This window comes from Dermabacter sp. Marseille-Q3180, from assembly GCF_940792985.1.
In the GTDB taxonomy this organism is placed as follows: Bacteria; Actinomycetota; Actinomycetes; order Actinomycetales; family Dermabacteraceae; genus Dermabacter; species Dermabacter vaginalis.
Genome location: NZ_CALNWU010000001.1, coordinates 157,226 through 178,290 on the forward strand (window position 1 = coordinate 157,226; position 21,065 = coordinate 178,290).

General features: G+C 61.6%; 23 protein-coding genes and 1 tRNA gene. 20 read left to right on the forward strand and 4 right to left on the reverse strand.

The window, feature by feature from the left end; all coding sequences use genetic code 11:
• Window positions 1–113 precede the first annotated feature (113 nt).
• Together NBW56_RS00765 and NBW56_RS10125 are read left to right on the forward strand one after the other, a co-directional pair.
• Window positions 114–202 (forward strand) — tRNA-Leu (locus NBW56_RS00765).
• 633 nt (window positions 203–835) lie between these two features.
• Window positions 836–964 (forward strand): hypothetical protein, encoded by a 129-nt coding sequence (locus NBW56_RS10125; protein WP_284346072.1) that lies wholly within the window; start codon window positions 836–838, stop codon window positions 962–964.
• Between the two features lie 90 nt (window positions 965–1,054).
• Here the strand turns inward: NBW56_RS10125 and NBW56_RS00770 are convergent, their stop codons facing one another.
• Both NBW56_RS00770 and NBW56_RS00775 read right to left on the reverse strand, forming a co-directional pair.
• Window positions 1,055–1,558: an A24 family peptidase gene (locus NBW56_RS00770; RefSeq protein ID WP_250257619.1), complete on the reverse strand. Its 504-nt coding sequence runs from the start codon at window positions 1,556–1,558 to the stop codon at window positions 1,055–1,057.
• A gap of 62 nt (window positions 1,559–1,620) precedes the next feature.
• Complete coding sequence (locus tag NBW56_RS00775) at window positions 1,621–1,908, reverse strand: DUF5703 family protein (RefSeq protein ID WP_250257620.1); 288 nt, start codon at window positions 1,906–1,908, stop codon at window positions 1,621–1,623.
• Between the two features lie 112 nt (window positions 1,909–2,020).
• Here NBW56_RS00775 and NBW56_RS00780 point away from each other — a divergent pair, with 112 nt between their 5' ends.
• Both NBW56_RS00780 and NBW56_RS00785 read left to right on the forward strand, forming a co-directional pair.
• A complete protein-coding gene (locus NBW56_RS00780) occupies window positions 2,021–2,320 on the forward strand; it encodes a DNA primase (protein ID WP_065247792.1) in 300 nt (99 codons plus the stop codon).
• Window positions 2,321–2,465: 145 nt separating this feature from the next.
• Window positions 2,466–3,338, forward strand: a complete 873-nt coding sequence (locus tag NBW56_RS00785; RefSeq protein ID WP_250257621.1) for an undecaprenyl-diphosphate phosphatase — start codon at window positions 2,466–2,468, stop codon at window positions 3,336–3,338.
• A gap of 37 nt (window positions 3,339–3,375) precedes the next feature.
• Here the strand turns inward: NBW56_RS00785 and NBW56_RS00790 are convergent, their stop codons facing one another.
• Window positions 3,376–4,218, reverse strand: a complete 843-nt coding sequence (locus NBW56_RS00790; protein ID WP_074297029.1) for a proteasome assembly chaperone family protein — start codon at window positions 4,216–4,218, stop codon at window positions 3,376–3,378.
• A gap of 89 nt (window positions 4,219–4,307) precedes the next feature.
• Between NBW56_RS00790 and NBW56_RS00795 the strand changes: the two genes are divergently transcribed.
• The 16 genes from NBW56_RS00795 (at window position 4,308) to NBW56_RS00870 (ending at window position 19,931) form a co-directional block, all read left to right on the forward strand.
• Entirely contained in the window at window positions 4,308–5,240 is a 933-nt protein-coding gene (locus NBW56_RS00795) for a M50 family metallopeptidase (RefSeq protein ID WP_250257622.1), read from the forward strand.
• Window positions 5,237–5,398 carry a hypothetical protein gene (locus NBW56_RS00800; protein ID WP_250257623.1) on the forward strand — a complete coding sequence of 54 codons (162 nt, stop codon included), beginning with the start codon at window positions 5,237–5,239 and terminating at the stop codon, window positions 5,396–5,398. The genes NBW56_RS00795 and NBW56_RS00800 overlap by 4 nt, the downstream gene beginning before the upstream one ends.
• Window positions 5,399–5,428: 30 nt before the next feature.
• Window positions 5,429–6,466, forward strand: a complete 1,038-nt coding sequence (locus NBW56_RS00805) for a tRNA (adenine-N1)-methyltransferase (RefSeq protein ID WP_150333258.1) — start codon at window positions 5,429–5,431, stop codon at window positions 6,464–6,466.
• The gene (gene arc, locus NBW56_RS00810; protein ID WP_250257624.1) at window positions 6,463–8,016 is read left to right on the forward strand and encodes a proteasome ATPase; all 1,554 of its coding nucleotides are present in this window, start codon (window positions 6,463–6,465) and stop codon (window positions 8,014–8,016) included. The genes NBW56_RS00805 and arc overlap by 4 nt, the downstream gene beginning before the upstream one ends.
• The gene (gene dop / locus NBW56_RS00815) at window positions 8,013–9,689 is read left to right on the forward strand and encodes a depupylase/deamidase Dop (protein WP_250257625.1); all 1,677 of its coding nucleotides are present in this window, start codon (window positions 8,013–8,015) and stop codon (window positions 9,687–9,689) included. Before arc ends, dop begins: the two co-directional genes overlap by 4 nt.
• Window positions 9,690–9,752: 63 nt before the next feature.
• Window positions 9,753–9,944: a ubiquitin-like protein Pup gene (locus NBW56_RS00820; protein WP_250257626.1), complete on the forward strand. Its 192-nt coding sequence runs from the start codon at window positions 9,753–9,755 to the stop codon at window positions 9,942–9,944.
• Window positions 9,941–10,699 carry a proteasome subunit beta gene (prcB, locus tag NBW56_RS00825; protein WP_250257627.1) on the forward strand — a complete coding sequence of 253 codons (759 nt, stop codon included), beginning with the start codon at window positions 9,941–9,943 and terminating at the stop codon, window positions 10,697–10,699. Before NBW56_RS00820 ends, prcB begins: the two co-directional genes overlap by 4 nt.
• Complete coding sequence (prcA, locus tag NBW56_RS00830; RefSeq protein ID WP_250257628.1) at window positions 10,696–11,379, forward strand: proteasome subunit alpha; 684 nt, start codon at window positions 10,696–10,698, stop codon at window positions 11,377–11,379. Before prcB ends, prcA begins: the two co-directional genes overlap by 4 nt.
• Window positions 11,376–12,764, forward strand: coding sequence for a Pup--protein ligase (gene pafA, locus NBW56_RS00835; protein WP_250257629.1), 1,389 nt, complete (start codon window positions 11,376–11,378; stop codon window positions 12,762–12,764). Before prcA ends, pafA begins: the two co-directional genes overlap by 4 nt.
• On the forward strand, window positions 12,761–13,747 hold the full coding sequence (locus NBW56_RS00840) for an FKBP-type peptidyl-prolyl cis-trans isomerase (RefSeq protein WP_250257630.1): 987 nt from the start codon (window positions 12,761–12,763) through the stop codon (window positions 13,745–13,747). Before pafA ends, NBW56_RS00840 begins: the two co-directional genes overlap by 4 nt.
• Before the next feature lie 30 nt (window positions 13,748–13,777).
• Entirely contained in the window at window positions 13,778–14,152 is a 375-nt protein-coding gene (locus NBW56_RS00845) for an FKBP-type peptidyl-prolyl cis-trans isomerase (protein WP_126845975.1), read from the forward strand.
• A 116-nt stretch (window positions 14,153–14,268) separates the two neighbouring features.
• Window positions 14,269–16,236, forward strand: a complete 1,968-nt coding sequence (locus tag NBW56_RS00850; protein WP_250257631.1) for a primosomal protein N' family DNA-binding protein — start codon at window positions 14,269–14,271, stop codon at window positions 16,234–16,236.
• A gap of 25 nt (window positions 16,237–16,261) precedes the next feature.
• Window positions 16,262–17,209 (forward strand): methionyl-tRNA formyltransferase, encoded by a 948-nt coding sequence (gene fmt / locus NBW56_RS00855; protein ID WP_250257632.1) that lies wholly within the window; start codon window positions 16,262–16,264, stop codon window positions 17,207–17,209.
• Window positions 17,206–18,768, forward strand: coding sequence for an RsmB/NOP family class I SAM-dependent RNA methyltransferase (locus tag NBW56_RS00860; RefSeq protein ID WP_250257633.1), 1,563 nt, complete (start codon window positions 17,206–17,208; stop codon window positions 18,766–18,768). The genes fmt and NBW56_RS00860 overlap by 4 nt, the downstream gene beginning before the upstream one ends.
• A gap of 12 nt (window positions 18,769–18,780) precedes the next feature.
• On the forward strand, window positions 18,781–19,458 hold the full coding sequence (rpe, locus tag NBW56_RS00865) for a ribulose-phosphate 3-epimerase (protein ID WP_065247806.1): 678 nt from the start codon (window positions 18,781–18,783) through the stop codon (window positions 19,456–19,458).
• Between the two features lie 56 nt (window positions 19,459–19,514).
• A complete protein-coding gene (locus NBW56_RS00870; RefSeq protein WP_250257634.1) occupies window positions 19,515–19,931 on the forward strand; it encodes a PH domain-containing protein in 417 nt (138 codons plus the stop codon).
• Here the strand turns inward: NBW56_RS00870 and NBW56_RS00875 are convergent.
• Window positions 19,921–21,027 (reverse strand): DUF3866 family protein, encoded by a 1,107-nt coding sequence (locus NBW56_RS00875; RefSeq protein ID WP_250257635.1) that lies wholly within the window; start codon window positions 21,025–21,027, stop codon window positions 19,921–19,923. The two genes, NBW56_RS00870 and NBW56_RS00875, sit on opposite strands and share 11 nt — an antisense overlap.
• Between the last annotated feature and the right edge of the window lie 38 nt (window positions 21,028–21,065).

Consider the following 21,065-nt stretch of genomic DNA (forward strand, 5'->3'; position numbering starts at 1 on the left):
AGGACCTTGCGTGATTCCGTTCACGAAATAGCGAAAAACGGCCTCTCAATTTCCCCCGCAGCAACCACGGTGGTAATCTCATTGAGTCGCAAACGACGAGCGACAAAAACCCAGTCCGGGTGGCGGAATAGGTAGACGCGCTAGCTTGAGGTGCTAGTGCCCGCTTAAGGGCGTGGGGGTTCAAGTCCCCCCTCGGACACCACAAGATCCCGTGCAGGAGAGCCTGCACGGGATTCGTGGTTAATTCACCCTGATGAATGGGCCGACGGCGGGGAGGGCGGCGGCTAGTTCGTCAACGTTCACTCAGAGTTATCCGCAGTTCAGGTAAAAGTCTGCCCCTTGTCCTTTTCCTCTGCTTAGTTTGTGATGGGCGTCTCGTGGGGCGGAGAGACGAGTCCCAACCACGCGGAGCGGGCATGCGCTAACGCACCTGCGGTGTGAGGGTGAGGCGGGGGCCTCCCTTCAACACTCACGCTGCGGCATGAATGAAGACTGGTTGGGACCGCGGGCGAAGCCACGCATCGCGATATGCGAGATGCTTCGCCCGCCCCGCCCGCACCACACGACTAGGAGCCGGATAGCGCTTCGCGCACCTTAATGTCTTTGGCGTTTCACACAAGAGGCTCCCGCAGTATCACAGTGCCACGCCTAGGGGGTGTTAGTCCCGTATTCGCCAGCAGGGCGTTACGGTAACTGCGTTACACCAGGGCTACTGCCTGACGTCCGTGACACCTATCGGTCATTTTCACATGATCCGAAAGAGCCTGCGGCGCACACACAAATCTGGTTAGCCGGTTCTATCCAGTCTCGGTCCTTTTCCTAACTAGGGGGAATCATGAAAGCTCTTTACCGCATGAGCACGGTCGCTGCTGCCGCTGAGAACGACTACCTCGACGCTGCCGAGGACGAGTACAACCGCCTCAACGCCGAGCAGGGTGCTGAGGGCGATGTCACAAGGCTTTGAAGGTGCGGATGTGTGCCAGCGCATGCCCTTGCACGGCCCGCAGACCCGCGACACAACACAGAGTGGGAGGGCCCCGTGGACTTTACTGCTTTAGAAGATCCCAAGGAGAGTAAGAGCGAGGCCACCGTAGGGCGCACTCAGGATAATGGGGCCAAAGGCAAAGCGCGTTTTTGTACTCTTCGTTCGCATGAGGACCCACAGCGCAGAGATGGCGCCCGCACCACACACCCAGGCAAGGGCTCCGAGCAGGACTGGTGCGCCGCCTAGGGCCGCGAGGAGCACGGTCGCGGGCGTCACCTTCGCGTCGCCCATCCCGAGGCTCGCGGGGGAAAAGAGAGCAAAGCCAAAAGTCAGGGCACCCACGACGAGAGCGATGATGCAGGCGCCGAGCACGCGGGTGTCGAGTTCGGGAACGATAAGGGCGCCGATCGCCGCCGTGCAAAGGACTGCCCCGTTAAGGGCGAGGGTGAGCTTGTTCGGAAGACGATGCTCGCGAATGTCGTAATAGGAAAGTGGCACGGCGAACGTGAGGTGCGCGCACGTCACGAAAATAAAATGCATGACCGCGACGGTTGATTCGAAACTGCTGATCACGTCTCACAGTCCATCACATCGGTGGTGAACCCGGGCCTTAAACGGCGTGGTGTGGAGAACTTTTAAGGTGCACTCACACGCATGATTCGTCGGCGCAACCACACCTTCTTACCGCCGCCGATGAATTTTTGTGTGCGGGCAAGTTCCCAGCGCCCATACTCCGCCTCATCGGTGAGCGCCTGACGCGCCAGACCGATCGACGTGCCCTTCGGAATTGTCAGCACCTGAAACTCGTAATCACGCACGGAGCGCCCCCGGGTCACGGGAGCATCGCTAAGGTTCGAGGGCTTCGAGACCTTCCACTTCGGAGGAAGTACGAAGGTGCGCGAACGATCCGGAATGTTCGTCATGGGAGCTCCTTTCTCAGGTCGAGTCTGCCACCTTGTGCGAGCCTCGGAAAATTGGTGACGAAATCCGGGCAATCGGCTACCGCTCACTTCTTTTTCGGGGTATTTTCGTTCCATGAACACGAAAGATCCTCGCGCCGCACTGACCGCACTGATTGCCGCCCTTGAGCGCCACTACGATGTCATCGCCGCCACCAATGGCGAGGATGAAGATCAACTCGATGTGGCGACCGAACGCCTCTCGATGGCCTTCGAAAATTACGACGACGCGCTCTTCGATGCGTACAGCGTCGCGACTCCGTTCATCATTTTCGACGACGAGGACGATGACTACGACGACGATGATGACTTCGACGACTTTGACGACCTCGACCTGGATGAGGACGACTACGACGATGAGGATGACGAGGACTGAGCCCATGAGGCGCATCCCGTAACCGATCACACACCTCGCGGTGCCTTCCAAGTGGGGAGGCACCGCGTAGTGTCGCTTCGTGGCGCCAATGTCGCGCGCTGCGCATTGAATCGCCGGGCGTGCATGTTCTTAAGGAGTCGTTGAGTTGAGTTTTCTCGATGCGGTTATTTTGGGCATAGTCCAGGCACTCACCGAGTTTCTTCCCGTATCTTCAAGCGCACACGTGCGCGTCGTGGGTGAACTGCTGAATCCTGGGAAGGATCCGGGCGCGGCCTTCACGGCGATCATGCAGCTCGGTACGGAACTAGCCGTACTTCTCTACTTTTTCAAAGATATCGTTCACATCATCGCCCAGTGGGCGAAATCCCTAGTGGACAAGGTTCCTCATTCGGACCCGGATGCACGCATGGGCTGGTTCGTGATCCTCGGCTCGATCCCTATCGGCATCCTCGGGCTGCTGTTTGAAAACCAGATCGATCACGCGCTGAGGAACCTCTACATCACGGCGGCGATGCTTATTCTTTTTGCCGTGTTTCTTGCCTACGCGGACGCGCGTGGTGCTCAGGAAAAGAGTCTTGAAGAACTCACCCTCAAAGACGCGATTTTCTACGGCCTCGCGCAAGCCCTGGCACTCATCCCGGGCGTGAGTCGTTCGGGCGGGACCATCACGATGGGTCTCATCCTCGGCTATAGCCGCAAAGCGGCAGCGCGATACGCGTTTCTTCTGGCGATTCCCGCCGTCTTTGCGTCGGGCCTCTACAAGGCCTACAAGGAAGTTCCCGCGCTCTTGACCCCCGAAGGGCGTGCCGCAGCGGCCGTAGCGGGGGAACCCAGCCTCACGGCGATCATTGTGGCAACCGTCGTTGCTTTCGTGCTTGGGTATGCCGTGATCGTGTGGTTCATGCGCCTCATCGAAACCCACTCGTACGCGGTGTTCGTGTGGTATCGCTTGATCGCAGGCACGGTGCTCCTACTGCTGCTTCTCTTCGGAGTCGTCTCTCCGATCGGCGGCGCATAGAATCCCGCACTGTGCATCCGGCACGACGAAGCTGAACCTAGCCCTCCTTGCCATCTTCGCGGCTGCGCAGGAACTGCTCGAATTCCGAAGCGATTCGTTCGCCTGACGCCTCGGGAAGCTCAGTAGCATCACGCAAGCTTTCGAGCTGTTCAATGTAGTGCTTGATGTCTTCTTCCTCGTTGGCCATGGCGTCCATCCCGCGCTCCCACGCTCGAACGTCCTCATCCAGCTCCCCGAGAGGGATCTGCATGTCGAGTTCGCGCCCCAAAGTTGTGAGGAGGTACCACGCAGCTTTGGGCACGGGGTTTTGGCCAACGTAGTTAGGTACCTGTACCCATACGGCTAGGGTGCCGACGCCTGCTTCGACCGCAATGTCGTTGAGGATCGTGGGGATCCCTATCGGACCTTCGTAGTCGTTGGCATCAGCAACTTGTGGCGTGTGAGAGCTCCACGTGACCGTCGTGGGAAGCGGCCTTGTGTGGGGCGTATCGGCGAGGAGAGCCCCCAGGGTGACGAGGAGCGTGCAGCCTTCGATGTCAATGCGGTCGAGGATCTCTTCGCAGTACCCCGTCCAGTTGAACGAGGGCTCTGGACCGGTGATGAGGAGAATGCGGGTGCCCTGATGCGGAAGCAACGGAATGATTTGCGTGTGTGGCCACGTGACTCGACGCTGGCCTTCGCTGTCTCGCGCGATGAGGGGGCGGTTGATCTGGAAGTCCACGTAGCCGTTGGCATCGATGGTGTGAGTGGGGGCGTTCTCGTCGACACCGATCGTGTTCATGAGGTGGGAGAGAGCCTCGCTACTGGCGGTCCCCGCATCGTTCCATCCGCCGAACGCGGCGATGGCAATGGTGCGGATTACCTCGTCGTTCGCGGGCATTTCGGCCACCTTTCCTCCTTCATCAAGCACTGTTACGGCGCGTCGTGCAAGTATAGAACTCGATACTGCAGGCTCGAAAAGAGGTGCGTGTGCAAGAGACGTCAGAACGGTCGATGCCGAAGATCTCGATGGGGATCGGAAGCCTTCTCTTTACCCTATTGCTCGCGGTCATGGTGGAACCGCGATTCGCTCAGGTTCTGCCGCAGGGATATGCGATAGGGGCAGCCGCGATTGTAGCCGTGGTGTTCCTGCTTTCGGTTGCTCTTCACGAGGTCGCCCATGCGCTGGTTGCGCACGCCTTCGGTGCGCGAGTGTGCGAGATCGCGCTCACGGTCTATGGCGGGCACACCACCTATGAAGGGCCGCGCCTCAAGCCCGTGCGTTCCATGCTTATTTCGCTCGCGGGCCCCGGAACAAACGCGATCCTCGCCCTTGTTCTCAGTGCTTTCTCTCAGAGCCTGACCCCGGCTTTCATGAATAGCGGCTCCGCGGCGCTACTGATGGTCGCGATCGCATGCCAGTTTTTGGCCACCCTGAATTGGGCCCTCGCAATCTTCAATGTCATGCCGGGGCTTCCCATGGATGGCGGCCGCGCTTTCGAGGCGCTTCTTCGCGCATCAGGGGTCAATTCCGCACGCGCGACCATCATCACGGGGTGGACCGGTCGTGTGATTGCCGTCGCTGTCGTTGCTGTTCCGCTCTTGCTTGCTCTCCTGAACGGCACGTATCCCTCGCCCATTTGGATCGTGTGGAGCGTTCTGATCGCGCTTTCGCTTTTTCAAGGGGCGTCGCAGGCAATTGCCCACGCGCGGCTTCTTGAGGAGGCGGATATGCTTCACACTTCACACGTTTCACGGGAGGTCAGGAGACTGTCGAATGCAGCGACCGTTGGACGCGAACGCGCGTACGTTGAGCGGGGCGGCCTGTACGTCGATAGCGAGAACGTAGTGCTTGCACCGGGTGCCGAGGTCGAGCAAGCCCCGATAACTACCCGGTCCACGCGGTTCTCACGCCGCTCGTGAAAGCGAGTGTTCTTGAAGGGAGCCCCGAAGGCAGCGATCTGCTCGCGGCCATGCAAGCCGACGAAGCGTCCGCTTACCTCGTGCGTAACGACGCCGGTCTGGTCGAGAGCGTGATTTTTGCTGAGGACGTTGCTCGAGCGTTGAACGCTCGCGGGTGACGGACGGTAAATCCACGTAGACTCACGAGTATGACTTTGCCCGATTCCAACGAAAAATCCGTGACCGCGCGCCTTGACCGCACCGGGCCCTTTGTCGTGGGAGATAAGGTCCAGCTAGCCGATCACAAGAATCGCCTCAACACGATCACCCTTAAAGAGGGCGGGGTGCACCACTCGCACCGCGGGTACGTTCGCCACGATGATCTCATCGGGAAGCCCGACGGCACGGTCGTCGAGAACAGCGCGGGGGTTGCCTTTCAAGCCCTTCGGCCTCTCTACAACGACTACATGATGGCGATGCCGCGTGGTGCCGCGATTATCTACCCCAAAGATTCGGCGCAGATCCTCATGTACGGGGATATTTTTCCGGGGGCCCGCGTGCTCGAAGCGGGCGTGGGTTCGGGCGGTCTCACGATCGCGCTCTTGCGCGCGCTTGGTTCCGACGGCTCCTTGCGTTCCATCGAACGCCGCGAGGACTTTGCTGAGGTCGCGAAAGCCAACGTCGAGAATTTCTTCGGGGAGCTTCCCTCGTGGTGGGATCTGAGCGTCGGTGATTTCCAGGACGGAGCGCACGCACTCGCCGAAGCCGGCGGGCGCGTTGACCGGGTTGTCCTCGATATGCTCGCCCCTTGGGAGTGTGTGCAAAGCGCGGGCGAGGTGCTTGAAGACGGGGGAGTCTTCCTTGCGTATGTCGCGACGGTGACGCAGCTGTCGAGAACGGTGGAGGCTCTTCGAGATCACGGTGAGTTCACGGAGCCGTACGCGTGGGAGACGATGATGCGTCCCTGGCATCTCGACGGACTTGCGGTGCGTCCGGAGCATCGTATGAACGCCCATACGGGATTTTTGCTGACGTCGCGGCGTACCGCTCGCGGATCGAAGGCGCTCCTTCGCAAGCAACGCCCCGCGCCCGGATCGCGCGACGAGGCCGAGCTCAACGATCCCGCGAATGAGGGCTTTGGTGGCACGAACAATACATGGACCGGTGAGGATTTCCACGAGCGCAACGTCGCGCCGCGCAAAACGAAACGTGCCCTCCGCGACATTAGGCAAGGGAGGACCAGGTGAAGACTTATCAGGAGCTGAACGAGGAGCTCTCAAAGCTCGCTCGCAGTAACGATCAACTCGTCACATCACTGGCGAAGGCGCGTGAACAAATCGTGCAGTTGCGCAGTGATCTCGAGTCTCTTGCCGACCCGCCGTCGTCGTTTGGCGCCTTTGTCGAGCGTGTGGGGGAGAACCAGATCGATATCCTTCACAACGGTCGCAAACTCCGCGTGCTCGTGGCACCCGAGGTAGACGTGGATGCCCTCATGAAAGGCCAGGAGGTGCGGCTCAATGAGAACCTCATCGCCGTGGAAGCTCTTGCCCACGAGACGACGGGCTTCGTCGCGACCGCTGTCGAGCAGCTCGAGGATGCGCGCGTGCTCGTCCAGGTGCACGCGGATGAGCAGCGAGTGATGAACGTCGTGCCCGCGCTTCGCGAGAGCCGTATCAATCGCGGGGATCACCTCATGGTCGATCCCAAGTCTGCACTCGTGCTAGAGGTGCTCGAGCGCAAGGAAGTCGCGGACCTCATTCTCGAGCATATTCCCGACGTTTCCTACAGTGACATCGGTGGTCTCGGTGATCAGATCGAGGCGATTCGAGACGCCATCGAAATGCCGTTTCTCCACCAGGATCTTTTTCGCGAGTACGGCCTGCGGCCGCCGAAGGGGGTTCTCCTCTACGGCCCTCCCGGGTGTGGCAAGACCATGATCGCGAAAGCTGTGGCCCATGAACTTGCGTTGAAGGCTGCTCGGCAGCGCGGTCAGGACCCGAGCGAAGTCGTGAGCCGATCGTGGTTCCTCAACGTCAAAGGCCCTGAGATTCTGAACAAATACGTGGGGGAGACCGAGCGCTCAATTCGCCTCGTGTTCGAGCGGGCCCGGGAGAAGGCTAGTTCGGGCAACCCCGTCGTGGTGTTCTTTGACGAAATGGACTCGCTTTTCCGTACCAGAGGTTCCGGTGTGAGTTCGGATGTCGAGTCGACCGTCGTACCGCAGCTTCTCGCAGAAATCGACGGCGTGGAGAGTCTTGAGAACGTCATCGTGATCGGGGCGTCGAATCGCGAGGACATGATCGATCCGGCCATTGTGCGGCCCGGAAGGCTTGACGTGAAGATCCGCATCGAGCGTCCAGGGCCGAAGGCCGGCGCGGAAATCCTGCGGCTTTACCTTACGAATGATGTCCCGCTCGCCGAGGACCTCGATGCTCTCGTGAACTTCGCGATCGAACGCGTCTATGCACGTGAAGAGGAGATGGCGTACGTCGATCTCGAGTATGCCGACGGCACGACCGAGGTGCTGTACTTTGCGGAGTTCATGTCGGGTGCAATGCTGCGCAACATTGTGGATCGCGCCAAGAAACTTGCGATCAAGGCCGAGCTTTCTGATGGTGAACGCGGCATTACCCGCGCCCACCTCCTCGAGGCGATCCACACCGAGTTCAAGGAGAACGAGGATCTCCCGTCGACCGCGAACCCCGACGACTGGGCGCGCGTTGCCGGTCGTCGCGGCCAAAGGATTACGCGCATGACTCCGCGCCGAGCCGGCGCCACCGGTGGTGGTGCGCAGTGACCTCGAAGCTTTCACCGCTCACCACGCGTCGAGCGATGGGAATCGAGACCGAGTTCGGAATTGTCCATACCTCGGCGAGCGACCGCGAGCGCGCCGGTGCGAACGCGTCGATCCGCCTCTCGCACTACGCCGTGGCCGCGTACGCACTGCTCGAAGATTCGAATAAGCGTCGCGTGCGCTGGGATTACGGCGATGAAACACCCCTGCGCGATGCACGTGGTTTTGAGCTGCAGCGGGCTGCTGCCCATCCCACTCAACTCACGAACGAAACGCACGACGCTCATGTGCCGAGCGTCGATGCGGAGTTCGAAGTTGCCGTCGGTGACGACATCCCCCTCGAACTCGACGACGCCGCGACTCTTCACTTTGCGGAGCGACGCGCGATCGGCAACGCTGTTCTGCGAAACGGTGCTCGACTCTACGTGGACCACGCCCACCCCGAGTACTCCTCACCCGAAGTCATGACGGCCCGCGAAGGACTCCTATGGGACAAGGCCGGTGAAGAGATCGCCCGCCGCGCGATGGCACGCGTGGAGGGGGCCGACGGCATTTCGCCCCTCGCGCTTTTCAAAAACAACACCGATGGCAAAGGCCAAAGCTACGGAACCCATGAGAATTACCTCGTAGAGCGCTCAGTTCCGTTTGATCGTCTTTGCGAAATCCTCATCCCGTTCTTCGCGACACGGCAGATTCTCGTGGGCGCGGGCCGCGTGGGAATCGGTACCCGGGGCGAAGTCTCCGGCTTTCAGATCAGCTCGCGTGCGGATTTCTTCGAGAACGAGGTTGGGCTTGAGACAACCCTCAACCGCCCGATCGTCAATTCGCGCGATGAGTCGCATGCCGACGCCTCGCGGTTTCGCCGCCTCCACGTCATTATCGGCGACGCCAACGTTTTTGAAACCTCGACGTTCCTCAAGCTCGCGATGACTTCGCTCGTGCTGAATCTCGCTGAGCGCGAGCACGCGACGGGTGAGGTCTTGCTGCCCAACATCACTCTCGTGGATCCAGTCTCGGCCGTGCACGAAATCTCGCATGACCTGAGCCTTTCGAAAGCCTATGAAACCACGGACGGCGGTCAAGCGTCGGCCTTGGACATTCAACGTGCATATGTGAATGCCGTCCACAAAGCCCTCGAAGGTGAACAGCCGGATGCCGAAACGCGCGAAGCCGTGGCGCTGTGGTCCGAACTCCTCGACACTTTGGAGCGTGACCCGCTGGATGCCGCCGACAGGATCGAATGGGTGGGCAAGTATGCACTGGTGAACGCGTTTAAAGAGCGGCACTCACTCACGTGGTCGGATCCGCGCCTTACCGCCCTCGATCTTCAGTTCACCGATCTGCAAGCGGAGAAATCGATATATGAGAAACTCGCGCGGTCCGGGCGTGCCAGGCGCCTCGTGAGTGACGAGGAGATCGCACACGCGGTCACGCACCCACCCGAATCAACCAGGGCCTACCTGCGCGGCGCACTGGTGACGCATCACCGCGAGGATCTTGACTCGGCCGGCTGGGATGTCGTGACGGTCCGTACCAAAGGTGCTGCCATGCGCGTGAGGCTTGCCGACCCGGCGCTCGCGTCACAAGAGTGGTGCGAGGAGTACGGGATTGATCCGAGCGGCGACCTCGAGACGATCCTCGAGAGGTTCCGTCAGATTGCCGAGCACTCTCAATGATGCTGTTCCACGTTTCGCAAGGCGTGTAGCGTGGAAAACGATGTTTAGAAAGGACGAAACCGCATGACCCAGTCGCATATTCACGGCTCCGGCGGGGGCGATGATCACCAGGATGAACCGCTCGCCACGCAGGGCTCTGGTCAGATTCAGGCATCGATCGCTTCGAGCGACGATCTGCTCGACGAAATTGACCTCGTACTCGAATCAAACGCCGAGAGCTTCGTGAAGTCGTTCGTGCAAAAGGGCGGTCAGTGACTGAGCTCAATGACCCCCTCACCTCACTTTCGGCGCACCTGAAAGCCGAGGGACTGCTCGCACCGGAACTTACGGCTACGGGCGACATGGCGGTGAGCACGCCCGAAGCGACAACAATCGTCGCCCTTACACATTCGCAGTGCGCCGCCGTTACGCTTGCCGCCGATCGACGTGCGAGCGCGGGGCACCGTATCGTCAAGGACGATATGACGAAGCTGTTCCTTGCCGATCGCTTTTCGGCAGTGGGTATTGCGGGAGCGGCAGGTCTCGGCATTGAGTTCGCCCGGCTCTTTGCACTCGAACTCGAGCACGTGGAGAAGATCGAGGGGCGAACCCTCAGCCACGAAGGTAAGGTTCGCAGGTTAAGCCTGCTCGTGCGTGCTCATCTCCAGCTCGCCATGCAGGGGCTTGCCGCAGTTCCACTACTCGCGGGTTTTGATACGCGCACCGGCACCGCCCGACTCCATACCTTCGATGCGACGGGTGGGGCCTACGAAGAACGCTTGTGCGCCGCGATCGGATCGGGAAGCGATATTGCGCGCGCTGTACTCGACTCGCAGCGCTCCCGAGCAGAAACGACACAGGAGGACGCACACACACTCGTGCTCGAGGCACTCGCAGCGGCCTCTCGCCGGGATTCAGCAACGTCCGGTCTTCGTGGCGAAGCTCTTCCGGTTCTCGTCGACATAGACATCTCCGGTGCGCGATTCGTGAATGCCGATCGGGTAAGGCACAGTGTGGAGGCTCTCGCATGAGCATGCCGTTTTATATCGATCCCGAGCAGCTCACAAAAGACCGGGCAGATTTCTCTCGGCGGGGCGTGTCGCGCGGGCTTCCCGTGATTGCCGCGAGCAGCGCCGAGGGGATCGTGATTATCGCGCTCAATTCCTCGACCTCGCTCATGAAGATTGGGGAGGTGCACGACCGGATCGCTTTCGCTGGAGCGGGGAAGTTCCATGAGTACGAGGCACTCAGACTCGCAGCGGTGCGCTGGGCGGATACGAGGGCTTACCAATACTCGCGCCGCGACGTCTCGGCTTCCTCGCTCGCCAATGCTCTCGCCCACGCGATCGGGGAGGCGTTTGTGTCTGCACCGAAACCACTTGAGATCGCCCTTCTTCTTCCCGAGGTGGGGGAGCACGTGGGCGATGACCGGATTTTTTCGTTGAGCTTCGACGGATCCCTGAGCGATCACGGTACTTTTGCGGCTATCGGCGGAGTTCCAGAGGGGCTCGCGTCTCGCGCGCTCGGCGCGGATCTCGACAAACGAGGCGCCGAGGACGTCATCGATTTTTGCATCGACGAACTTTCGCACACCCACGCGCATGCCGGTACTCATGCCGAGATTGGTGTCCTCCGTCGTGGCGTTGCACTGCGCGCCTTTGAAAGGCATACCCCTCGAGACATGGGCGGTAAAGAAAGGATGAAGTTGTGAAACGGCGTGTAGGCGGCCTGGAAACGGAGTTTGGCCTCCTTGCTGTCTCGAAAGACGGCCGGCAGGCTCTCGAGCCCGAAGCGGCGGCACGCGAGCTGTTCCGCCCCGTTGTGGCGTGGGGCCGATCGTCGAACGTTTTCCTCACAAACGCGGGCAGGCTCTACCTCGACGTGGGGTCCCACCCCGAGTATGCGACGGCCGAATGCGATGATCCGTGGGAGATCGTTGCGCAAGAGCGGGCGGGGGAGCGGGAACTCCACGCGCTCGTGCAAGAGGCGAACGCTCGGCTTAGTTCCGACGGTTCCGATGCCCGCATCCATCTTTTTAAGAACAATGCGGATTCGCAGGGAAACTCTTTCGGGAGCCACGAAAACTATCTGGTCGAGAGGCGTGGCGAGTTTACGCGCCTTCCCTCACTCCTTTTGCCGTTTCTTATCACGCGCCAAATCATGACCGGTGCGGGCGGCGTTCTCGAAGGCGAAGGCGGGCCGGTATTCGGATTCTCGCTCAGGGCGGACCACATGTGGGAAACCGTTTCTTCGGCAACAACTCGAGCACGCCCGATTATTAATACGCGCGATGAACCTCATGGCGACCCATCGCGCTTTAGGCGCCTGCACGTGATCTCGGGGGATTCGACCATGAGCGAGGTCTCCACGTGGCTCCGGTTTGCGATGACCTTCGCGGTTTTGCGCTTTATCGAGGACGGCCATGCCTTCCCCGACTTCGAGCTTGCGGATCCGATCAGCGATATTCGTCGCATTGCGCGCGATCTCACGGCAAGCGAGCCGTTGCAGCTGAAGAACGGCGGTGTGAGTACGGCGCTTTCTATTCAACGCGCGTACTTCTCAGCGCTTGCGCGCACCTACGACGACCTCGACGAACGCATGATGGACACCTGGGATCGTGGACTTCGCGCCCTCGAGACCGGCGATTTCTCCCTCGTCAATCGTGAGCTTGATTGGGCAATTAAGCACGATCTCTTCACGACGGTTGCTCGCAGGCGAGGTCTTGCCCTCGATGCGCCTGAGATTCAGCGTCTCGAACTCGCCTATCACGACATTGACCCAGAACACGGCGTTTTCTACGCGCTCAAGAGACGCGGGCTTGCCCCGAGCGTGGTCAGCGAGGAACGCGTGGAGAACGCGCGTCATACCGGTCCTTCTACAACGCGCGCGCACTTGCGCTCCAAAGTTCTCAAGGCCGCACGGGACAGGGGCGTGGATATCGCCGTGGATTGGACGACGGTTCGCCCGAATGCTCCCGGAGCGCTCCCGATCACACTGCTCGATCCGTTTGAGACCGAAAACCCACAAATCGAGGCTCTCCTCGTTACGCTTGATGAGAATTCATCGGCACCTGCCGAGTTGAAAGGACTCCAGTGATTAACCGCCGCTCGCTGCTCGCCGCAGCCGCATCTACCTCCGCTCTCATCACTCTCGGGGCCTGCTCTGGTTCCTCGTCGCGAGAGGTCAACGGGGCCGCGCAGGCCTCGGATTCTGGCGGGAAAGCCGCCTCCGATGGCGGCGGCGACAAGCGCGATGAGGCACACGTGCTCGACGGCGTCAAAGTCACGAGCGGATTTGGTGAAGATCCTGCCCTCGAGTTTGATGCTCCCCTCGAGTTTTCTGAGTTTCACTCCGCCGTTGTCAGCGAAGGTGATGGTGCCGCGATCGTTGAGGGCGATTTCATCGTGACGCGTTCTGCCTACTTTGACCCTGAGAGCGGAGACGTACTCGCCTCGCAGTGGGAAGAAGGATCCTACTCGCCGTTCAAGGTGGAAACTAAATCGGTGGGAGATACTGCGACTGAGTTCTTCACGGGCCTCAAAGAGCATGCCCGCTTCCTCATGGCTGGTGTTGCGGGCACCCAAAAGCAGAAGGTGCTTCAGGTGGGAGATGTCGTGGGGATAGCACTCAAGCGTGCCGAAGGGGCGCGCAAGGATCTCCCTCCGGAAGTCCCCGCCTATACGCTTGCGAAGGATGGAGCCCCTGAGCTTGGCGGCAAACCCGAGGGCGCTGCCCCTGCATCGATGCTCATCGCACCTGCGATCGAGGGGGCCGGCCCGGCCGCAAAGAAGGGGGACACTCTCGTGATGCACTACCGAGGCTGGGATTGGGAGACTGGCGAGGAGTTTGACTCGTCATGGGGCCGCGGTGCACCGTTCTCCTTCAGGCTCGGCGAAGGTCAGGTCATCAAGGGCTGGGATGAAGGCCTCGTCGGCGCGAAGCAGGGAAGCCAGGTCGCTCTCATTCTCCCGCCCGCCTCTGCTTACGGTGACGCGGGTGAAGGCAACCAACATCCACTCGCCGGCAAGACCTTGTTCTTCGTCGCCGACGTCCTTTATGTCGCTTCACCCGAAGCCTAAAAAGTCATCCACACTACCGAGGAGATCATCATGGAAAAGCCCGTTGTGAGTGTCGAGGGGTGCTCGGCACCCGAGGAGCTCGTCATCATCGATGAGACGGTTGGCGATGGCCCCGAAGCCCAAGCCGGTGATGTTGTTGATGTGCACTACGTTGGTGTGGGCCTGAGCGATGGCAAGCAATTCGATGCCTCATGGGATCGCGGCGAGCCGTTGAGCTTTAAGCTCGGTGTCGGGCAGGTCATCCCGGGTTGGGATCGCGGTGTACAGGGGATGCGCGTTGGAGGTCGCCGACGTCTCGAAATCCCGTCGTCGCTCGCCTACGGCCCCCGTGGAATTCCTGGCGTGATCAAGGGCGGCGAAACCCTCATCTTCGTGTGTGACCTTGTTGGGGTGAGGGGACGCTGACATCTGAGCCACCAGCGCTCTTTGAACCTTCGCCGCGTGTCCGTGAGCCTGAGTGCGGCGAAGGGCGGCCGTTCGACACGACTTCGGGCTTCACTCTCGCCCCCGAGCGTCCCGTTGTGTCCGTGCACGTGCTGGGGACGCTCGCGCATCTCGATCGGGCTTTCGAATACGCCGTTCCTGACACGCTCGGTGCCGTTGCTCCCGGCATGCGCGTCAGGGTGCGTTTTTCCGGCCGCGAGCACGAAGCGCTGGTGCGGGACCGCTACGAACTTCCGGAAACAACGCGGCCACTCGCCCCCCTCATCAAGATCGTGAGCGAGGATCGCCTCATCTCCGAGGGCATGTTTCGCGTGTGCGAAGAGGTTGCGAAACGGTACGCGGGCTCTCTCAGCGATGTGTTGCGTCTTGCGGTTCCCGCTCGCAGCGCTGCCGCGGAAAAAGCCCACCGCGCACGCCTCGAGCGTGACAGGGACACGAGTGCCCACGCTCCCGGGACTGCACACACCAGAGGCCCCGATCCCCTTCCCGATGAACGCTCCTATCGCGCGAAGTTTGCGGGGCTCGGCGCCTTTCTCGAGCATTCACGCGGAGGGGAGGCCACGCCACGCGCCGCCCTTGTCCTCGACCCCGTTGATTCCTGGATTTCCCTCGTGATCGAAGCGCTAAGAAGCCTCGATTCTGATGCTGGCGCGATCATTCTCGCGAGCGATCAGCGTGATGTCGATCGGCTCGCTCGCGCTCTCACGAAAAGCGCCATTGACCACGTCCAATTCGGTAGCGCCCAAGGACCGCACGCCCGTTACACGGCGTTCCTCTCGGCGCTCGACGGGCGGGCACGCGTGGTGATTGGCACGCGCAGTGCCGTTTTTGCGCCCGTCAGGAATCTCCGCATGATTGTCGTGTGGGACCCGGACGACGATCTCTATGAAGAACCACGCGCGCCATATCCCCACGCGCGCACCGTTGCTCTCACTCGAAGCTTCCAAGAGCGGTGCTCCCTCCTCTATGTTTCGCGGGCCCCGTCGGACTTCGCACGCTACTTGACCCTTGCGGGAACGCTTGCGGCCCTCGAACCCGTGCCCGCACCCCACGCGAGCACCCACCCCCGCATCGAACTTATGGACGCCTATTTGCGCGAGCGAGAGGGTGCGAGTGGATTTTCTCGCTTGCCTTCGCATGCCCATGCGGTTATTCGTCGCGGGCTTGCTGAGGGTCCTGTTCTCGTGCACGTGCCTCGAGCGGGGTATGCCCCGGCTCTTGCGTGCCGTTTTTGCGGGACGAAAGCCACGTGCGTTCAGTGTCACGCGACCCTCGCCGCTCCGGGGCGAGGCGAGCTCAGCTGTAGTGTCTGCGCGCGCCGGTACGGGCAGTACCGTTGTCACGAATGCGGGGGGGTGGACCTGCGCCCTCTTGTTCTTGGACAGGAGCGCACTGCGGCCGACCTCAAGCGATCGTTTCCCCACGCCACACTTCACGTGTCGGGTGGGGCCTCGGGCATCGTGGACGACGCTGACGTCCACGACGGCGACCTCGTCATTGCGACCCCGGGCGCCGAACCTCAAGTGACAGGAAAGTATGCCGCCGCGGTCATCGTCGACGCCTCCGCGTCTCTCGGCCGAGCCGAGTACAACGCCGATACAGAAACAGTTCGGCGCTATTCCCACGTGATCGGCGCTACGCGGACCTTCGATTGTGGCGGGCAGGTTCTCGTGGTGGGGCCGGATCAACATCCGGCACTGCGCTCTCTCGTGCTCGTTCGCTCGAACGCTTTCATTGATCGTGTGCTCGAGGAACGAACCGAACTGGGGTTGCCTCCCTCCTCCAAGGTTATTGAGGTCCGCGGTGAGAGAGCAGCCTGCAGCGATTTTCTTGAGCGATTCGAAGCGCCAAAAAGCACCGAGATTTTCGGCCCTACGGAGGCCGCTTCCTTCGGCATCGACGCCGAAGCCAGAGTCATTCTTCGATGCCCCGTGAACCGCGCCTCGGAGCTTGTTGAGGCCGCTCGAGCAGCGATGCTCGTGCGGAGTGCGAAGAAGCTGCCAGGATCGCTTCGCCTTCAGGTTGACCCGCCGCACGTGTTCTAGACGAGGCCGGTAGACTCGAGGCATCATGCGAATACTTTTTGCCGGAACGCCCGACGTCGCCGCGACGTGCCTTGCTGCACTCGCCGATTCCTCACACGAGGTCGTGGGGGTGCTCACTCAGCCCGATGCGCGTGCGAGACGCGGCAATAGACTCGTCCCCTCACCCGTCGCCTCGCTCGCAAAGGAGCGAGGCATTCCCACGCTTAAGCCCGCGGACGCGAAAAGTGATGAGACCCTCGCCTGGATTCGCGAGACCGGCGCTGAGGTCGCGGCGGTGGTGGCCTACGGCCAAATCCTTGACGCACGCGTGCTTTCGTCTCTCACGCACGGGTTCTTCAATCTTCACTTCTCGCTGCTGCCCGCTTTCCGTGGCGCTGCTCCCGTCCAGCGCGCCATCGAGCAGGGCTTAAGCCAGAGCGGCGTGAGCGTATTTAAACTCGACGAGGGGCTTGACACCGGACCTCTCGCACGACAGGAAGTGCAAGAAATCCCTCCGCTCGCGACGGCTGGCGAGATGCTCGAAAGCATGGGTGCTCACGGCGCGCAGGTGCTCGTCGACGTTATGGAGGCGATCGAAGCCGATTCGCTCACGCTCGTGGAGCAGCCTTCGGAGGGGGCAAGCTACGCACGTAAACTCCACCCCGATGAAGCCGCGATTGATCCCGCTCGACCCGCGAGTGACGTTGCCGCTCACATCAGAGCATTTGCCCCGAATCCGGGAGCTTTTGCGAGCGTCCGAGGCGCCCGCCTTAAAATTTTGGGGGTCGGCGCTGCCGAGGCTCCGGAAGGCATGATTCTCGCCCCGGGGGAGTTCGGCGTGACGAAAAAGAAAGTCTTTCTTGGAACGGCGACGCGACCAATTGAACTCACGATCGTGGGTCCAGCCGGAAAGAAACACATGGGCGCAGCCGACTGGGCGCGCGGCGCCCGACTTGAAACTGGCGAACGCCTAGACGAGGAGAGCGCGGCATGAGTGAGAAGCCGAGGAAATCCCGCGGGGGACACACGCAGCGGCACAGGAATGATGCCGGCCACGAACGCAGCGGCTCGCGCGGTAAGGGAGGCCCGCGTAAAGGCTATTCGCGTCATCGCCCTAGCGAACGCCGACGCCACACAACGCCTTCACGCCTTGCTGCCTACGAGGCTATAAGGCGCGTGAGCAGCGAGGATGCTTATGCGAATATCGTGTTTCCCGCCGTACTTCGTCGTCACCGCATCGAGGGTCGCGACGCGGCTTTCGCCACTGAGCTGTTCTATGGGTCCCTGCGGGCACAAGGCCGCCTCGATGCTGTTCTCGCGCAGTGTGTTGATCGACCTCTCACGAAAATCGAACCGGCCGTCCTCGACGTCCTACGCCTCGGCGCCTACCAAATGCTCGATATGGAAGTCGCGGCGCACGCCGCGGCGTCCGAAACCGTGGGCCTCGCCCGGGAAGTGACGGGCGCCGGCTCGGCCAGCCTCGTGAATGCGGTGCTTCGGCGCGTCGGCGAACGCACTCGTGAGCAGTGGCTCGACATCGTCGTGCCCTCACGCGACGACAACGCTGACCGCTTCCTCTCGATCACGTATTCGCACCCTGAGTGGATTGTGCGGGCGCTGCGGGAGGCCCTCAAGGCGCACGGTCGAGATCCACGCGAAATTGACGCGCTTCTGGCGGCCCAAAACGAGGCTCCGTTCGTCAGCCTTGTGATGCGTCCGGGCCTGACGGATGAGAACGAGCTCACGAGGTCGGGGGCGACGCCCGGTAGGTGGTCATTGTTCTCCATGGCGTGGCCGGGGGGAGATCCGGGCCAAATCCCCGCGGTTGAAGAGGGGCGTGCCGCGGTTCAAGACGAAGGTTCACAGCTCGTCGCTCTCGCCCTTGCGCTGGGCGCGGATACCCTCGTTTCCGAGCCCGATCACCACTGGCTTGACCTGTGCTCCGGCCCCGGCGGGAAAACGGCACTGCTTGCTGGAGCAAGCATTACCCATGACGCCGAGGTCATGGCGGTTGAGCTTCAGGAACACCGCACGCGCCTCGTTGAACGCTCGGTCGCCACGCTCGTTGAGGCAGGTGCCGAGGTGGAAACGCTCACGGCCGACGGACGCGAGGTTGGGCAGAGATTCCCGGAGCAGTTCTCGCGCGTACTTGCCGACGTTCCGTGCTCGGGCCTCGGCGCTCTTCGTCGCCGACCGGAGTCACGCTGGCGGAAGAAGCCGGGAGACCTCGGCGGCCTCGCGCGTCTGCAGCGCGAGCTCCTCGACAGCGCCGTGCAGTCCGCCCAAGTCGGCGGAATCATTGCCTACGTGACGTGCTCGCCCCACGCGAATGAGACTCTTCTCGTGGTGAAGGAGGCTCAACGTCGCCATAAGGATCTCGAGGTGATCGATGCACGAGAGGCCGTTCGCGCGGGACTCCGTAGCGATGCGGGCGACATTGATCTTGGCGATGGTCCCTACGTGCAGTTGTGGCCGCACGTGCACGGCACCGACGCCATGTTCCTCGCGCTTTTGCGAAAGACCGATGCCCCAACCACCTCGCACGTTCAATAGGAGAGTTCCACCGTGTATTCGACGTCTACGACGACCATTCACCCGTCAATTCTCAATTGCGATTTCATGCAGATCGGTTCCGAACTGGACAGGATCAACAACGCCGAGGCCGCGCACATCGACATCATGGATCAGCACTTTGTGCCGAACATGACGTTTGGTGTGAGCATGGTCGAACAGATCGCGAAGCGGTCGCCAATCCCTCTCGACGCGCACCTCATGATCGATTCGCCCGATCGAGACGCCGTTGCTTATGCGGAAGCCGGAGCCCAGTCGGTCACTTTCCATGTGGAAGCTTCGAGTGCGCCCGTGCGTCTTGCGCGGGAACTTCGTGCCAAGGGGGTGAAGGCCGGGGTGGCACTACGCCCCGCTACGCCCGTCGAACCGCTCATGGACATCCTTGGTGAGTTCGACATGCTCCTCGTGATGACCGTTGAACCGGGTTTTGGCGGCCAGTCGTTCATAGAATCAATGCTTCCTAAGGTGCGCCGCGCAAGGAAGGCGATCAGCGAGCGGAACCTCGAGGTTTCGATCCAGGTCGACGGGGGCATTTCGCGCACCACGATTGAGAGTGCCGCGGAAGCGGGCGCGAATGTTTTCGTTGCGGGAAGTGCCGTGTACAAGGCTCCCGACGCTGCGGCCGAAATCGACGCACTGCGCGCTCTTGCGCGCGCTCACCGCCACGCTTAAACCCCTCCATGAATGCCTCATTGCCGCGCACCGATGGAGGTCCTGGCGCCCTTCCGGTGACATTTCGCCCCCGCGCGGTGCGCACGTGGGGGTACATCGTCGCGGGAAGCTTCGCCCTCGCGTGCGTTGCTATGGCCCTCACGCTCCCGCTCATCATTCACCGAATTCTTGACTCTTTCGGTTTTGTTGTGCTTGCCCTGCTCGTGGGGTGGTTCTGCCACCGCCACGCGAGCGTGGAGGTCATGGCGAACGCCACCCACGTGCACATACGAAATGCCTTTTCGTCGCGGAGCTTTGAGTGGCCCGAACTCATCGGGGTGAGCTTCCCGGAAGGCGATCCGTGGGCGCACGTGGATTTGGCCGACGGCGACACCTACGCAGTCATGGCTGCTCAACGGGCCGATGGGGCCCGCGGAGTCGCCATGGCACGCGAACTCAATTCACTTATCGAGGAGCACTCGCTCACCTCGTAGCCCCCGACGCCGCGAGGGCACCCGCGAGGGCGCTATAGAGAAAGCTTGCGTAATCCTCGTCGAGGCCACGGCCCATGGTCGAGACGCGGATGGGGAGGTCGCGCAGTGCCTGTTCGAGGCCGTCAGGTGAGGTTTCGACAACGTGATGCTGCTGCGCCCCGCGCGCAAGGCGTGCCCTATTGATGCTCGCGTATGATCCGGCGATGCTCTCGTCGATCTCGCGCCTGTTCGGCGCCTGCACGCACGGGAGTTCGACACTCGGAAAAAGCATGCGTTCGAGCACGATTCGAGAATGATGGGAAAGACCTACGTGGCGTTCGCGGGGATCGGCTTCGGAAACTCGCGGTGCGTGAATCGCGCGGGCGCCCATGGCACAGGCGGCGTGGAGGGCATCGGCGATCGCGATCGAGCCGAATCCCCAGCGGGTGCCCGTACCGAGGTTGCCGGGGCCTTGGGCGACGATCACGGCATCGGCTTCAAAGTGTGCGCGCGCGGCGGCAAGCGCGGAAGGGATGGACACCGCTTCGGCGTCGCCGCCAAAGGATTGCCCCGCGCTGATCGTGGCCGCGAGGAGGCCTTCCTCGCGCAGGCGCGCATTCGCGCGAGAATACGCTACGGGAAGCGCAGCCCAGTCCGTGTGCACATACACGAGGCGAGCCGCGGGGGAGTGGGTGCGAAAACCTGCAGCGATGGGTCCGACGGCTGAATGCAAACCGGCGACCACCACGCTCATCCCCTCGAGGTCCTCAAGAGCGTCAATGGCGTCGTGAGACTGCGAAGCCGGGTCGTCAAGTGCGTTCACCATCATTTGCTGAGGGGTATAGCGCGCCTTCATCATGTGCCCTTCCGGCAGCGCGGTCTCGCCCTCGGCATCAAGATTGGCGACAACAAAGGCATCCCCGCCCGTCCCGAGACCTTTGCGAAGCGCGTTCGCATTGAGAAGGAGTCGATCACCCGGCTTAGGAGTACCAACTATGTCGAGATACGAGAGCGCACTCACGCGGCTACCGTCGGAATCAAGTGCAACCCACACCCGGCTGACACCCGGCCACGCGTCTCGTTTTTCGAGCACCGTTCCTGTTTCCTGCGCGATCATGCCCCAAGCTTATCGAGCCGCCGCGCTAGTCTTAACGC